This window comes from Streptomyces ossamyceticus (assembly GCF_001418475.1).
GTDB classification, from domain to species: Bacteria; Actinomycetota; Actinomycetes; order Streptomycetales; family Streptomycetaceae; genus Streptomyces; species Streptomyces ossamyceticus.
Map to the genome: position 1 here is coordinate 1 of NZ_LIQX01000322.1, position 15,037 is coordinate 15,037.

Here is a 15,037-nt window from a genome sequence, read left to right on the forward strand (position 1 = left end):
GGACGGCCGGGGATCGAGGCGAGGGCCGCGGATCGAGGCGGAGGTGCTCTCGCCCCCCTCCCCCGGCCGGCCGGTCGTCGGGAGCGTGGGGAATCCGTGCCTGCCGTGCGGGCCGGGCTGTCGTATCGCCCGGTGCGCGGGTCCGTGGTGCGATGGATGCGGGGGCGGAAGGGAGAGCGAGCATGTCCGCAGCGCAGCGAACCGGCGGGGTCGCCTCGGTGGCGGTCCGCCCGCTGGTGGAGCCGGACCTGGATCGGGCCGACCAGATCTTCAGGGTCGCCTTCGGGACCTTCCTCGGGTTCCCCGAGCCGGAGACGTTCTTCGGGACCGCCGACTACGTCCGCACCCGCTGGGCGGCGGATCCGCGCTCGGCCTTCGCGGCGACCGTCGAGGGCGAGGTCGTGGGGACGAACTTCGCCGCGGACTGGGGCAGCGTCGGGTACTTCGGCCCGCTGACCGTCCGTCCGGATCTGTGGGACCAGGGCATCGGCAGGCGCCTGATGGAACCCGTCATGGCCTGCTTCGACACCTGGGGGAACCGCCATCTCGGCCTGTTCACGTTCTCGCACAGTCCCAAGCACCTGGAGCTCTACCGCCGGTACGGTTTCTGGCCCCGATTCCTGACCGCCATCATGAAGAAGCAGGTCAGCGCCCGCGCCCCGGTTCCCGGCCGCCTGCTGTACGGCGAGCTGACCGGCGCCGAGCGGGCCGACGCGCTGGGTCTCTGTGGCGCGCTGACGGAGTCCGTGTTCGAGGGCCTCAGCCTGGAGCGCGAGATCGTCGCCACGCAGGCGCAGGGTCTCGGTGACACCGTCCTTCTTGAGGGCGCCGGTTCCGGCTCCGGCCGTTCCGGCCTCGACGGTCTGGCCGTCTGTCACTGCGGAGCCGGGTCGGAGGCCGGTGAGGACGTGTGCTTCGTCAAGTTCGGCGCCGTACGCCCCGGCCAGGGCGCCGCGGACCGGTTCGGACGGCTGCTGGACGCGTGCGAGCAGTTGGCCGCCGAGAAGGGCCTGGGGCAGCTGGACGCCGGAATGAACCTGGCCCGCGAGGACGCCTACCGGCGCATGGCCGACCGCGGTTTCCGCACCTGGCTGCAGGGCGTGACGATGCACAGGCCCAACGAATCCGGCTACAGCCACCCGGACGCCTACGTCATCGACGACTGGCGCTGAACCCGCCGCCGGGTCCCGCCCCGCCCTGCTCGGCTTCACGGTATTCCGGGCCAGAGCGCCATGTGACATAGTACTGGCGTGACCGAGCGACTGACCTGCGACGTCGTGGTGGTGGGAGCGGGGATGGTGGGCGCGGCCTGCGCCCTCTACGCGGCCCGGGCAGGGCTGGACGTGACCGTGGTGGACCGCGGCCCGGTGGCCGGTGGCACGACCGGGGCGGGCGAGGGCAACCTCCTCGTCTCCGACAAGGAACCCGGTCCCGAACTCGAACTCGCCCTGCTGTCGAACCGCTTGTGGACCGAACTGGCCTCCGAGCCCGGCCTCGGGACGGCGTTCGAGTACGACCCGAAGGGCGGGCTCGTCGTCGCCTCGGCACCGGAAGGGCTCGCCGCTTTGGAGAAGTTCGCGGCCGGGCAGCGCACCGCCGGGGTCGTGGCGGAGACCGTCACCGCCGGACAACTCCACTATCTGGAACCGAAGTTGGCGCCCGGTCTCGCCGGCGGCGTGTACTACCCGCAGGACGCCCAGGTCATGCCGACCCTGGCCGCGGCCCATCTCCTACGGGCCTCGGCGGCCCGCCTGCTCACCGGCCGTACGGTGACCGGGGTGTCGCGCTCGCCCGACGGCGCCGTGCGCGGCGTACGGACCGACCGGGGCGAGATTGACGCCCCGGCCGTGGTGAACGCCGCCGGCACCTGGGGCGGCGAGGTGGCCGCGCTCGCCGGGGTCCACCTCCCCGTACTGCCCCGGCGCGGATTCGTCCTCGTCACCGAACCGCTCCCGCCCCTGGTGCGGCACAAGGTGTACGCCGCCGACTACGTGGCCGACGTCGCCAGCGACTCGGCGGCGCTGCAGACCTCCCCGGTCGTCGAGGGCACGGCCGCCGGGCCGGTGCTCATCGGGGCGAGCCGGGAACGGGTCGGATTCGACCGGTCGTTCTCGCTGCCCGTGGTGCGGGCGCTGGCGGCGGGCGCGACCCGGTTGTTCCCGTTCCTGGAGGGGGTGCGCGCGATGCGGACGTACGTCGGGTTCCGGCCGTACCTGCCCGACCATCTGCCCGCGATCGGGCCGGACCCGCGGGTGCCGGGGCTGTTCCACGCGTGCGGGCACGAGGGGGCGGGCATCGGACTCGCCACCGGGACGGGGCAGTTGATCGCCCAGGTGCTCGGCGGGAGGGCACCGGAGCTGGATCTGACGCCGTTCCGACCGGACCGGTTCGCCGTCCACGAGGAGGCTGCGGGATGAATCCGTTGGAGTTGGCGGACGCCGAACCGGGGCCCGCCTTCGGTGTCACCCTCGACGGCCGTGAACTGGAGGCCCTGCCCGGCCAGACGGTCGCGGCGGCGCTCTGGGCGGCCGGGGTGAACTCTTGGCGCGCCACCCGCGGGGAGGGCCGCCCGCGCAGAGTGTTCTGCGGGATCGGCGTCTGCTTCGACTGCCTGGTGACCGTCAACGACAGCCCCAACCAACGGGCTTGTCTGGTGCCGGTCCGGCCGGGCGACGTGATCCGCACGCAGGAGGGGACGGGGCATGGGCACTGAACCGGCCGGGCCGCGCGGTGGACCGTCGCCGCACCTCGCGGTCGTCGGAGCGGGGCCGGCCGGCCTCGCCGCGGCGCTCGCGGCGGCCGAGCGGGGCGTCCGCGTGACGGTGGTCGACTCCGCGGAGGCCCCCGGCGGCCAGTTCTACCGGCAACCCGCCGCGGCCCTCGGGGCACGGCGCCCGCAGGCGCTCCACCACCAGTGGCGGACCTGGCGGCGACTGCGTGACGGTGTCGAACGGCACCTCCCCGCCGGGAACATCACCCTTCTCCCCGAGCACCACGTGTGGTGCGTGGAGCGGCGGCCCGACGCGCCACGGGAGCAACGGCCCTGCCCGCCGCGGGAGCGACGGCCCTCCGACACCCCCGGCGGCTTCACCGTGCACGCGCTGCTCGGCCCCGCACAGGAGGAGGCCGTCGAGGTGCGGGCCGACGCCGTCGTGCTCGCGACCGGCGGCTACGAGAAGGTGCTGCCGTTCCCCGGCTGGACCCTGCCGGGCGTGGTCACCGCCGGGGGCGCGCAAGCCATGTTGAAGGGCGGGCTCGTGGTGTCGGGCCGTACCGCGGTGGTCGCCGGGACCGGCCCGTTGCTGCTGCCGGTGGCGACCGGGCTCGCGGCGGCCGGCGTCCGAGTGGCCGCGCTCGTCGAGTCCGCCGACCCCAAGGCGCTCGTCCGGCACGCCGGGCCGCTCGTGGGCCGGGCGGACAAGCTGGCCGAAGGCGCCGGGTACGCGGTGACGTTGCTGCGCCGCCGGGTGCGGACCCTCGTACGCCACACCGTGGTCGAGGCGCACGGCACCGACCGGCTGGAGGCGGTGACCGTCGCCGCGCTGGACGCCGAGGGGCGGGTCCGGCCCGGCAGTGAGCGGCGCTTCGCCTGCGACACGCTGGCCGTCGGGCACGGCATGGTGCCGCACACCGACCTCGCCGAGTCCCTGGGCTGCCGTGTCGACGCCGACGGCATGAGCGTGGCCGTCGACGACGAGCAGCGCACGGATGTGCCGGGCGTCTGGGCGGCGGGCGAGGCCACGGGGATCGGCGGCGCGGCCCTGTCCCTGGCCGAGGGCCATGTCGCCGGGCGGTCGGCGGCGGCCCGGCTCCGGGGCAGGGAACCGGATCCGCGGGAGTGGGCGGCCGCGGCCGCGTCCCGTACGCGGCTGCGGGAGTTCTTCGCCGCGCTCGACACCGTGTACGTGCCGCCGGCGCACTGGGCGGAGCAGGTCACCGACGGCACGGTGGTGTGCCGGTGCGAGGAGGTCACCGCCGGGGCGGTCCGCGAGGCCGTCGGGGAACTGGGGGCCGGGGACGTCCGTACGGTGAAGCTGCTGACCCGGGCCGGGATGGGCTGGTGCCAGGGCCGGATGTGCGGGCCGGCGGTCGCGGGGCTCGCCGGGTGCGCGGAGACGGTGGCCCGACGGCCGTTCGCACGCCCCGTACCGCTCGGTGTGCTGGCGCGGGCCGGGGAGACCGGGGAGCCGGGTGGGGCACCCGTGGTGTCCGAGGAGCCTGGAGGGCCGCCGGTGGAGTGAGCCGTCGTCGAGAAGTCGCCCGTCCGACTCGTCCGAAACGTCGTCAGTACCATGTCACACCCTATGGAGGGACCCGCAGATGACCACTTCCGCGCACTCGACCGGCACCGGCAACCGCACCGCCAACCGCACCGGCAGCCGCCCCTGGCGCGGTGTCCTCGTCGCCACCGCGCTCCCCCTCCGCGACGACCTGTCCGTGGACTACGACAAGTACGCCGAGCACTGCGCCTGGCTGGTCGAGAACGGCTGTGACGGTGTCGTGCCGAACGGTTCCCTCGGCGAGTACCAGGTGCTGACGCCCGAGGAGCGGGCGCGGGTCGTGGAGACGGCCGTCTCGGCGATCGGCGGCTCGCGGGTGATGCCGGGCGTCGCCGCGTACGGCTCCGCCGAGTCCCGCCGCTGGGCCGAACAGGCGCGGGACGCGGGCTGCGCGTCCGTGATGCTGCTCCCGCCGAACGCCTACCGCGCCGACGAGCGTTCGGTGCTGGCGCACTACGAGGAGGTCGCGAAGGCGGGCCTGCCCGTCGTGGCGTACAACAACCCCATCGACACCAAGGTCGACCTGGTCCCCGAGCTGCTGGCGAAGCTGCACGGCGAGGGGTACATCCGGGCCGTGAAGGAGTTCTCCGGGGATGTGCGCCGGGCCTACCAGCTGGCCGAACTCGCCCCTGAACTGGACCTGTTGATCGGCGCCGACGACGTACTCCTGGAGCTCGCGCTGGCGGGCGCCAAGGGCTGGGTCGCCGGATACCCGAACGCGCTGCCCGCGGCCACCGTGGAGCTGTACCACGCGGCGGTGGACGGGGACCTCGCGACGGCGAAGGGGCTGTACGAGCAACTGCACCCGCTGCTGCGCTGGGACTCCAAGGTCGAGTTCGTGCAGGCCATCAAGCTGTCCATGGACATCGTGGGCCGGCACGGCGGGCGCTGCCGCCCGCCGCGCGTGGAACTGCTGCCGGAGCAGGAGGCCGTGATCCGGTCCGCCACCGAGAAGGCCGTCGCCGCGGGGCTCGCGTAACGCGCGCGGAAACGGGAGGAGAGCGGAAGAAGGAGAACGGTCATGCGCAGCAAGCTCGTCCTGCACGCCGTCGACTCGCACACCGAGGGCATGCCGACCCGGGTGATCACCGGCGGGATCGGCACCATCCCCGGCGCGACCATGAACGAACGGCGGCTGTGGTTCCGTGAACACCGGGACGACGTCAAGCAGTTGCTGATGAACGAGCCGCGCGGTCACACGGCGATGAGCGGTGCGATCCTCCAGCCGCCGACCCGCCCCGACTGCGACTGGGGTGTGGTCTACATCGAGGTGTCCGGCTATCTGCCCATGTGCGGCCACGGCACGATCGGCGTGGCGACGGTCCTGGTCGAGACCGGGATGGTCGAGGTCGTCGAACCGGTCACCACCATCCGTCTCGACACCCCGGCCGGGCTCGTCGTCGCCGAGGTGGCGGTGGAGGACGGCGCGGCCAAGGCGGTCACCCTGCGGAACGTGCCGTCGTTCTCCGTCGGCCTGGACCGCCGGATCACCCTGGCCGACGGGCGGACGGTCACCTACGACCTGGCGTACGGCGGGAACTTCTACGCCATCCTGCCGCTGGAGGAGGTCGGGCTGCCCTTCGACCGCTCCCGCAAGGACGACATCCTCCGCGCGGGCCTGGACCTGATGGACGCCATCAACGCCGAGGGGGAACCGGTCCACCCCGAGGACCCGTCCATCCACGGCGTCCACCACGTCCATCTGTACGCGCCCGGCGCCACCGCCCGGCACTCACGGCACGCGATGGCCATCCACCCGGGCTGGTTCGACCGCTCGCCCTGCGGTACCGGCACCAGTGCGCGCATGGCGCAACTGCACGCGCGGGGCGAACTCCCGCTGCACACCGAGTTCGTGAACGAGTCCTTCATCGGCACCCGGTTCACCGGACGGCTCCTCGGCGAGACCGAGGTGGCCGGAGTCCCGGCCGTGCTGCCCAGTTTCACGGGCCGCGCCTGGATCACCGGCACGGCCCAGTATCTGCTCGACCCGACCGACCCGTTCCCCTCCGGATTCGTCCTCTAGGATTCCGGGCTCCAGGACTCCAGGAGAGACCGCATGCCCCCCATGGCCCCACAGCGCACCGACGCCACCTCCACGGCACCGGGCGCCTCGCCGGCATCGGGCGCTTCCGCGCCGTCCGCAGCTGCCCTCTCGTCGGCTGCTTCCGTTTCGCCGACCGCCTCCGCCGCTCAGGGCGCCGCTGCCCCGGCGCCCGCCCTGCCGGTGCTCGGCGGCAAGAAGAGCAGCTACCGGGAACGGGTCGCCGACGCGCTGCGGGCCGCGCTGATCGCCGGTGAGCTGCGGCCGGGCCAGGTGTACTCCGCGCCCGCGCTCGCCGCCCGCTTCGGTGTCTCGGCCACCCCGGTCCGCGAGGCCATGCTGGACCTGGCCAAGGAGGGCCTGGTCGACACCGTGCCCAACAAGGGCTTCCGGGTCACCGCCGTGACCGAGAAGCAGCTCGACGAGTACACCCAGATCCGCTCGCTGATCGAGATCCCGACCACCGTCGCCCTGGCCCGGACCGCCGACCCCGTCTCCCTGGAGGCGCTACGGCCCGCCGCACGGGAGATCGTGGCCGCCGCGGCCGCCGGGGACCTCATCGCGTACGTGGAGGCCGACACCCGCTTCCACCTCGGTCTGCTGGCCCTCGCGGGCAACGGGCATCTGGTCGAGGTGGTGGGCGACCTGCGCAAACGCTCACGGCTGTACGGGCTGACCGCGCTCGTCGAGGCGGGCCGTCTCCTGGCGTCCGCGCAGGAGCACCTGGAACTCCTCGACGCACTCCTCGACCGCGACGAGAACGCCGTCCGGGCGGTGATGACCCGCCACCTCGGGCACGTCCGGGGCCAGTGGGCCGCCCACGGCTGAGCGGCACCCCGACACGGGCGCGCCGCATGTGATCGGTGCTACGCCCACACCACGTGACGTGGAAAGTATGATCGGCCAATGTCTGACATGACCGAAACCACGCCTGGCTGGCTGACGTCCGACGAACTCGAATCGGCGCGCGCCCGTATGCCGATCCTGTACGTCGAGGCCGTGCCCGTGCGCGTCGACGACAGCGGCGAAGTCACCAGCATCGGCCTGCTGCTGCGCATCGGCCCGGACGGAACAGTCAGCCGCACGCTGGTGTCCGGCCGCGTGATGCACCACGAGCGGGTGCGCGACGCGCTCCTGCGCCATCTGGAGAAGGATCTCGGCCCGGTGGCACTGCCCCGGGTCCCGGCCTCGTTGCAGCCCTTCACGGTCGCCGAGTACTTCCCGACGCAGGGCATCACGCCGTTCCACGACCCCCGGCAGCACGCGGTGGCGCTGGCGTACATCGTCCCGGTGTCCGGCGACTGCCGTCCTCGGCAGGACGCGCTCGACCTGGTGTGGTTCAGCCCGCAGGAGGCCGCGTCGCCGTCGGTCCAGAGCGAGATGCCGGGCGGCCAGGGAGTCCTGCTGAAGCAGGCCCTCGCCCACATCGGCTGCGTGTCCTAGGCCGGGTCCGACACCTGAGGCGATGAACCCCGGCGGCACGTCCCCGTGCCGCCGGGCGCCCGAAACACCGTCGGCAGCCCCGACACCTCGCGACCGTCCGGAAGGCCGTCGCCAACCGCGACGCGCCGTTCGGAACACCATCGGCCGTCCGAAACGCCGACAGTCCGGATGTTCGGACATTCGGCCTCCTCCCCTTAGGGTCAACGCCGTTGCTCCGCAAGGAGCTTGACGGTGGGTCCCACGGGACCGGGGAGGCGCCACATGCATCACGACGGACTGATACGGCCGCTGCCGGAGCTGCTGAAGGCACATGCCGAGCGGACGCCGACCCGCGTGGCCTTCGCCGACGACGCACGCGCCGTCACCTACGCGGAGCTGGAGCGGCGCACCGGGAGGCTGGCCGCGCATCTCGCGCGGACCGGCCTGGGGCGCGGCGAGCGGGTCGCGATCTGCCTGGGCAACCGTGTCGAGATGGTCGAGGCCGTACTCGCCGCCGTCCGGGCCGGTGCCGTCGGTGTCCCCCTCAACCCCCGCTCCTCCGACGCCGAACTCGCCCATTTCCTGCGGGACAGCGGCGCCTCGGTCGTCGTCACCGACCCGGCGCGGCTCGCACGCCTGCACCGGACGGGCCCGGCCGCCGACGGGCCCGGCCCGCGCGTGCTGCTGACGGGGCCGGGCCCCGTCCCGGCGGACGCCCCGGAGGGCACGGTCCTCCTCGACGCCGTCGCCGGCGCGGACGAGCCCGGCCAGGACCCGCCCCGCGACGATCTCGGTCTCGACGAGCCGGCCTGGATGCTCTACACCTCCGGTACGACCCACCGCCCCAAGGGCGTGGTGTCGACCCAGCGGGCCGCCCTGTGGTCGGTGGCCGCCTGTTACGCGCCGATCTTCGGTCTCTCGCCGGAGGACCGGCTGCTGTGGCCCCTGCCGCTGTTCCACAGTTTCGGCCACTCCCTGGCGATCCTCGGCGTCACCGCCGTCGGCGCGAGCGCCCGCCTCACCGGCGACCTGCTGCCTCCCGACGGGCTGTGGCGCGAACTGCACCACCCGCACGGGGCTCTCGGCGGTCCCTACACCGTGCTGGCCGGGGTGCCCGCGGTGTACCACCGGCTGCTGGCGGCGGCGGACGGCGCGGCGCTGCCGGTGGGGCTCCGCACCTGTCTGGTGGCGGGCGCGCCCAGTTCCCCCGCGTTGCGCCGCGAGGTGGAGCAGGCGTTGGGGGCGCGGTTGCTCGACGCGTACGGCAGTACCGAGACCTGCGGGATGATCGCGGTGAACCGGCCGGACGGGCCTACGGTCGACGGTTCCTGCGGGCCTCCGATCCCCGGAGTGGACGTACGCCTCGTCGAGCCGGGCAGCGGCAACGATGTCACGGACGGCGGCGAGGGGGAGATCTGGGTCCGCGGGCCCGGTCTGATGACGGGCTACCACCAGCGGGCCGAGGCCACAGCGTCGGCCCTGGTGGACGGCTGGTACCGCACCGGTGACCTCGGCCGCCGGATCGAGCACGGCCACCTCCGCCTCACCGGGCGGGTCAGCGAACTGATCATCCGTGGTGGCGAGAACATCCACCCCACCGAGATCGAACAGGTCCTGCTGCTCGGTCCCGGTGTGGCGGACGCCGTGGTGGTCGGCCGACCGCACGACGTGCTCGGTGAGGTGCCGGTGGCGTACGTGGTCCCCGGACCGGACGGGTTCGATCCTCGGCGGGTGCTGGCGGCGTGCCGCACCCGGCTCGCCGAGTACAAGCTGCCCGTGGAGTTCCACGAGATCGCTGCGGTGCCACGGACGGCCTCCGGCAAGATCGCCCGGCACGCCGTCGCCCTGGCGCCGGTGGCGGCGGAGGCCACGGCCGGGGCCGCCGCCGAGTCACCGGCCGGGCGGCTCGACGCGCCTTCTCCGGTCTCCCCCTCGCCGGCTCCGCCCCCGGCGACCTCACCTCGGACGATCCCGGCGGCCGACGGGGCTCTGCGCCGGCGGTTGCTGCCGCTGCCTCCGGAGGGGCGGGAGCGGGCGCTGAGGGAGGCGGTGCTCGCCGAGACGGCCGAGGTGTGCGGGGTCGGGCCGGGCGAACTCCTCAGCGTCGAGGCGCCGTTCACCGATCTGGGGCTGACGTCCGTGGGCGCCGTCGTGCTCATCGAGCGGCTGGGCGCGGCGACCGGGCTGAGGCTCCCGGCGACCCTGGTCTTCGACCGTCCCAGCCCCGCCGAGCTGGCCCGGTCCTTGCACAGCGCCCTCTTCGGCGTGACGCCCGCCACCTCGCCGGGGACCGGCGGGGCCACGGTCGAGGACGAGGACGACCCGGTGGTCGTCGTCGCCATGGGCTGCCGCTACCCCGGTGACGTGTACTCGCCGGAAGACCTGTGGCGGGTCGTCGCCGAGGGCCGGGACGCCACCTCCGACTTCCCGACCGACCGTGGCTGGGATTTGGCCGCCCTCTACGACCCGGACCCCGACCGCGTCGGCACCTCGTACACCCGGCGGGGCGGATTCCTGCACCGGGCCGCCGAGTTCGACGCGGGTCTCTTCGGAATCGCGCCACGGGAGGCCCTGGCGACGGATCCGCAGCAGCGGTTGCTGCTGGAGACCTCCTGGGAGGTGTGGGAGCGGGCCGGGATCGCCCCGGCCTCCGTGCGCGAGAGCGACACGGGGGTGTTCGTCGGCATGATGCACGCCGACTACTCGGCGCGCTTCGTCCACCACGAGTTGGAGGCCCATCTGGGGCTGGGCACGTCCGGCAGTGTGGCGGCCGGCCGGATCTCGTACGTGTACGGCCTGCGCGGGCCGTCGATCACGATCGACACGGCCTGCTCCTCCTCCCTGGTGGCCCTGCACTGGGCGGCCGCGGCCCTGCGGTCGGGCGAATGCTCCCTGGCGCTGGCCGGCGGGGTCACGGTGATGGCGACACCGAAGCCGTTCACGGCGTTCAGCCGACAGCGGGGGCTCTCCCCCGAGGGCCGCTGCAAGTCGTTCTCGGCGGCGGCGGACGGCACCGCCTGGGCGGAGGGCGTCGGGCTGGTGCTGCTGGAGCGGCTCTCCGACGCCCGACGGCACGGGCACCCCGTCCTGGCCGTGCTGCGCGGCTCCGCCGTCAACTCCGACGGCGCGTCCAACGGTCTCACCGCACCCAACGGCCAGGCCCAACAGCGCCTGATCCAGCAGGCGTTGGCCGACGCACGGCTCCGTCCGGCCGATGTCGACGTGGTGGAGGCCCATGGCACGGGCACCACGCTGGGCGACCCCGTCGAGGCGGGTGCCCTGCTCGCCGCGTACGGGCAGGACCGCGAGGAGTCGTTGTGGCTGGGGTCGGTCAAGTCGAACCTCGGGCACACGCAGGCGGCCGCCGGGGTCGCCGGGGTCATCAAGATGGTGCAGGCCATGCGGCACGGGGAGATGCCCCGCACCCTGCACGCCGAGACACCCTCACCGCATGTCGACTGGGCCTCCGGGAAGGTGGAACTGCTCACCGCCGCCCGGCCGTGGCCGTCTGCGGCGGGCCGCCCTCGGCGGGCCGGGGTGTCCGCGTTCGGGATCGGCGGGACCAACGCGCACGTGATCCTGGAGGAGCCGCCGACCGCGCATCGCTCAGACACGGAGGAGCCGTCCGGTACTGCCCGGTCGGGCGCCGTGCCGTCCGACGCTCCCCGCTCTGGTGCCGAGCTGCCGCCGTCTCATGTGGACGACCACCTGGTTGCGCAGCCGCCGATCACGCCCGGCGTCGCCGCGCCGGGTGTTCCCTGGCTGCTCTCCGGGGCGGACGAGGGCGCGCTGCGCGCCCAGGCGCGCCGTCTCGCCGACCATCTGGACGCGCGGCCCGAACTGTCGCCGGCCGATGTCGGTGTCTCCCTGGCCGTGACGCGCTCGGCGTCGACACACCGGGCGATGGTCCCGCCGGGGGAACGGGCGCGGATGCTGGCCGCGTTGCGGATGCTGGCCGGGGAAGCCGTTGGAACCGCGGGCTCCGCTGGAGCGGGCACCACCGAGGCCGCACGTACCGCCGGTGGCGCCGGTATCGGTAGTGGCACCGCCGTCACCGCCGTCACCGGCACGGAACGGGCCGTCGCCGATCCCGCGCTCCGTACGGCCTTCCTGTTCACCGGCCAGGGTGCCCAACGTGCCCGTATGGGAGCAGAGTTGCGGTCGACGTACCCCGTCTTCGCCTCGGCTCACGACGAGGTGTGCCGGGCGTTGGAGGGTCACCTCGACATCCCCCTCGACGTGGTGCTCTCGGCCGCTGCGGGCACCCCGGAGGCCGCTCTGCTCGACCGTACGGACTTCACCCAGGCGGGGCTGTTCGCCTTCGAGGTCGCGCTGTTCCGGCTGCTGGAGTCCTGGGGTGTGCGCCCCGACTACCTGGCCGGGCACTCCATCGGTGAGCTGGTCGCCGCCCATGTCGCGGGTGTCCTGGACCTCGACGACGCGGCGGCCCTCGTCGCGGCGCGCGGCAGGCTGATGCAGGCGCTGCCGGCGGGCGGTGCGATGGTCGCGCTGCACGCGACGGAGGACGAAGTGCTCGCGGCGCTGGCCGACTTCGAGGGCCCGCACGGCGACGCAGACCCCGATGGCCGCGTGACCGCTGCCTCGACGCAGGACCCGCGCCCGACGGCGACCGGCTCCGGTGACGCACCGTCCCCGCCGTCGATCGCCTCCGCTGACGCATCGCGCCCGGTGGCGATCGCCTCCGTGAACGGGCCGCGCTCGGTGGTGATCTCCGGTGTGCGGGACGCGGTGCTCGCCGTGGCGGCCGGGTTCGAGGCCAGGGGCCGCCGGACCGTACGGCTGCGGGTGGGGCACGCCTTCCACTCGCCGCTCGTGGAGCCGATGCTGGACGACTTCCGCCGGGCCGCCGAGAAGGTGACCTTCCGGCCGCCCCGGATCCCCGTGGTCTCGGCGGTCACCGGCCGCCTCGCCGGGGCCGAGGAGCTGTGCTCACCCGAGTACTGGGTACGGCACGCCCGGCTGCCCGTCCGGTTCGCCGACACCGTGCGGTGGCTGGGCGACAACGGGGTGTCGGCCTTCCTGGAAGTCGGCCCCCACCCGGCGCTCACCACGGCCGCCGAGGACTGCCTGCCCGGCCCCGAGAACGGCACCACTCCCCTCTTCACCGCCGCCACGCGCGCCTGTGAGCCCGAACCGGAGACGCTGCTGTCGGCCGTGGCCCGGCTCCACGTACGCGGGGCGCCCGTCGAGTGGCCCACCGTGTTCGAGGGCGCCGGGGCGCGCCGCGTGGAGTTGCCGACGTACGCCTTCCAACGGCAGCGGTACTGGTTGGACGCGCCCCGGCTTCCGATCCGCACGCCGGAGGGCGACGGGCACCCGCTGCTGGGGCCCGCGTTCACGGTGCCGGACACCGGCCGGACCGTGCTCTCCGGGCGCCTCTCAGCGACGGCTCAGCCCTGGCTCGGCGACCATGTGGTCGGCGGGACGGTCCTCGTGCCGGCGACGGCGTTCGTCGAGCTGGCCGTCCGGGCGGGGGACGAGGTCGGCTGCGACGCCGTCGACGAGTTGGTGGTCCTGACGCCGCTGCCCCTGCCGCCGGGGACCGGCGTGACCGTCCAGGTCGTGGTGGGTGCCCCGGACGACTCCGGACGGCGGTCCGTCGACATCCACGCCCGCCCCGAAGCCTCCGCCGACACCGACGGCCCCGACCCCACCTGGACCCGGCACGCGACCGGGCTGTTGACCCGCACGGCCTCCGCGTCCACGCCGACGGAGGCGGGGGCGGGGGCGGGCCTCATGGAGTGGCCGCCCCGAGGCGCGGCCGAGATCGACCTCATCGACGCCTACGACACCCTCGCTGACGGCGGCCTCGCCTACGGCCCCGCCTTCCGAGGAGTACGGACGGCCTGGCGTATCGGTGACGAGCTGTACGCCGAAGTGCAGCTGAATGAGGGTGAGTTGGACGAGGCGGGCCGCTTCGGACTCCATCCCGCCCTGCTCGACTCGGCGGCGCATGCCGCACTGCTCACCCAAACCGCGACGGCCACTGCCACAGGGGCGGCAGCCGGCAGCGAAGCGGAAGCAGAAGCGGGTGCTGAGCCGGCGGCCGCCATCCACGTGCCGTTCACCTGGACCGGCGTGCGTCTGCACGCGTCCGGCGCGACGGAACTACGGGTACGAGTGCGTCGGACGGCCACGGGCGCGGTCACGTTGACGCTCGCCGACGCGACGGGCCGCCCGGTGGCCCACGTGGACTCCCTGACCACGCGCGAGCTTCCCGCCGGTACCTCCGACGCGGCGCAGGACGTGGCGCGACAGGCACTGTGGCGACCCGACTGGGTGACCGTGGAGCACGCCACCGAGACCGCCACGGACACCGGCACCGGCACCGGCAGCGGCACCGGCATGACAGCGGACACCACCGTCGTCACCGCTGTCGCCCCGACGACCGGCGCCGAGACCCCGCCGTCCGCCGTGCGTCTGCTGACCGCCCGCGTGCTGCGCGCCTTGCAGGACTGGCAGGACGACCCGGAGGCATCCGGCTCGCGCCTGGTGGTGGTGACGCGGGACGCCACCGCGGCGGAACCGGACCTTGCGGGTGCGGCCGTTTGGGGCCTGGTGCGCACGGCTCAGGCGGAGTTGCCCGGACGTGTCGTGCTGGTCGACATAGACGGCCGCCCCGAGTCCGAGCGGCTGCTGGCCGCCGCGGTGGCCACGGGCGAGCCCCAACTGTCCATCCGTGAAGGGAGACTGAGGGTTCCACGGCTGGTGTCGGCGGTACGGACGGATGCCGCCGATCCCCGTGAGCCGTCCGGGCCGAGCCCCTTCGACCTCGACCGCACCGTGCTGATCACCGGCGGCACCGGCGCGCTGGGCTCCGAACTCGCCCGCCATCTCGTCGCCTCCTACGGGGTACGGCATCTGCTGCTCACCTCCCGAAGCGGCCCGGACGCACCCGGCGCCGCGGAACTGCGGGCCTCGCTGGAGGAGTTGGGTGCCGAGGTGGCGATCGCGGCCTGCGACATGACGGACCCGGTCGCACAGGCCGAGCTGGTCAGGGGCTGTGAGCCCACCCTGGGCGCCGTGGTGCACGCGGCCGGGGTCCTGGACGACGGTGTCCTGGCAGGGCTGACGCCCGAACGGATGGCGACGGTGCTGCGGCCCAAGGCGGACGCGGCCTGGCGGCTGCACGAACTGACCCGGGATCTGAAGCTGTCGGCGTTCATCCTGTTCTCGTCGGCGTCCGGCCTGCTGGGCCGCCCCGGCCAGGGCAACTACGCGGCGGCGAACAGCGTCCTCGACGCCCTCGCCCACAGTCGCGCCGCCCAGGGGC

Annotated in this window: 9 protein-coding genes; all 9 read left to right on the top strand. The window is 74.0% G+C overall.

Going from position 1 to position 15,037, the window contains the following annotated elements:
- The first annotated feature begins 182 nt into the window (after positions 1–182).
- Entirely contained in the window at positions 183–1,172 is a 990-nt protein-coding gene (locus AOK15_RS23670) for a GNAT family N-acetyltransferase (RefSeq protein WP_055520119.1), read from the top strand.
- Between the two features lie 78 nt (positions 1,173–1,250).
- Positions 1,251–2,417: an NAD(P)/FAD-dependent oxidoreductase gene (locus tag AOK15_RS23675; protein WP_055520121.1), complete on the top strand. Its 1,167-nt coding sequence runs from the start codon at positions 1,251–1,253 to the stop codon at positions 2,415–2,417.
- Positions 2,414–2,713 (top strand): (2Fe-2S)-binding protein, encoded by a 300-nt coding sequence (locus tag AOK15_RS23680; protein ID WP_055520123.1) that lies wholly within the window; start codon positions 2,414–2,416, stop codon positions 2,711–2,713. The genes AOK15_RS23675 and AOK15_RS23680 overlap by 4 nt, the downstream gene beginning before the upstream one ends.
- Positions 2,703–4,241 carry an FAD/NAD(P)-dependent oxidoreductase gene (locus AOK15_RS23685; RefSeq protein ID WP_055520125.1) on the top strand — a complete coding sequence of 513 codons (1,539 nt, stop codon included), beginning with the start codon at positions 2,703–2,705 and terminating at the stop codon, positions 4,239–4,241. Before AOK15_RS23680 ends, AOK15_RS23685 begins: the two co-directional genes overlap by 11 nt.
- A gap of 79 nt (positions 4,242–4,320) precedes the next feature.
- Positions 4,321–5,259: a dihydrodipicolinate synthase family protein gene (locus tag AOK15_RS23690; RefSeq protein WP_055520127.1), complete on the top strand. Its 939-nt coding sequence runs from the start codon at positions 4,321–4,323 to the stop codon at positions 5,257–5,259.
- Positions 5,260–5,301: 42 nt separating this feature from the next.
- Positions 5,302–6,303 carry a proline racemase family protein gene (locus tag AOK15_RS23695; RefSeq protein ID WP_055520129.1) on the top strand — a complete coding sequence of 334 codons (1,002 nt, stop codon included), beginning with the start codon at positions 5,302–5,304 and terminating at the stop codon, positions 6,301–6,303.
- Between the two features lie 42 nt (positions 6,304–6,345).
- Positions 6,346–7,149 (top strand): GntR family transcriptional regulator, encoded by an 804-nt coding sequence (locus tag AOK15_RS23700; RefSeq protein ID WP_240508565.1) that lies wholly within the window; start codon positions 6,346–6,348, stop codon positions 7,147–7,149.
- An 87-nt stretch (positions 7,150–7,236) separates the two neighbouring features.
- On the top strand, positions 7,237–7,764 hold the full coding sequence (locus AOK15_RS23705) for an NUDIX hydrolase family protein (protein WP_055520131.1): 528 nt from the start codon (positions 7,237–7,239) through the stop codon (positions 7,762–7,764).
- A gap of 261 nt (positions 7,765–8,025) precedes the next feature.
- A partial coding sequence (locus tag AOK15_RS42595) for a type I polyketide synthase (protein ID WP_055520132.1) occupies positions 8,026–15,037 on the top strand: 7,012 nt, incomplete at its 3' end.

Coding starts and splice junctions, on each gene's coding strand:
- AOK15_RS23695 (WP_055520129.1), top strand. CDS start 5,302: ATGCGCAGCAAGCTCGTCCTGCACGCCGTCGACTCGCACACCGAGGGC.
- AOK15_RS23680 (WP_055520123.1), top strand. CDS start 2,414: ATGAATCCGTTGGAGTTGGCGGACGCCGAACCGGGGCCCGCCTTCGGT.
- AOK15_RS23700 (WP_240508565.1), top strand. CDS start 6,346: ATGGCCCCACAGCGCACCGACGCCACCTCCACGGCACCGGGCGCCTCG.
- AOK15_RS23685 (WP_055520125.1), top strand. CDS start 2,703: ATGGGCACTGAACCGGCCGGGCCGCGCGGTGGACCGTCGCCGCACCTC.
- AOK15_RS23670 (WP_055520119.1), top strand. CDS start 183: ATGTCCGCAGCGCAGCGAACCGGCGGGGTCGCCTCGGTGGCGGTCCGC.
- AOK15_RS23705 (WP_055520131.1), top strand. CDS start 7,237: ATGACCGAAACCACGCCTGGCTGGCTGACGTCCGACGAACTCGAATCG.
- AOK15_RS23690 (WP_055520127.1), top strand. CDS start 4,321: ATGACCACTTCCGCGCACTCGACCGGCACCGGCAACCGCACCGCCAAC.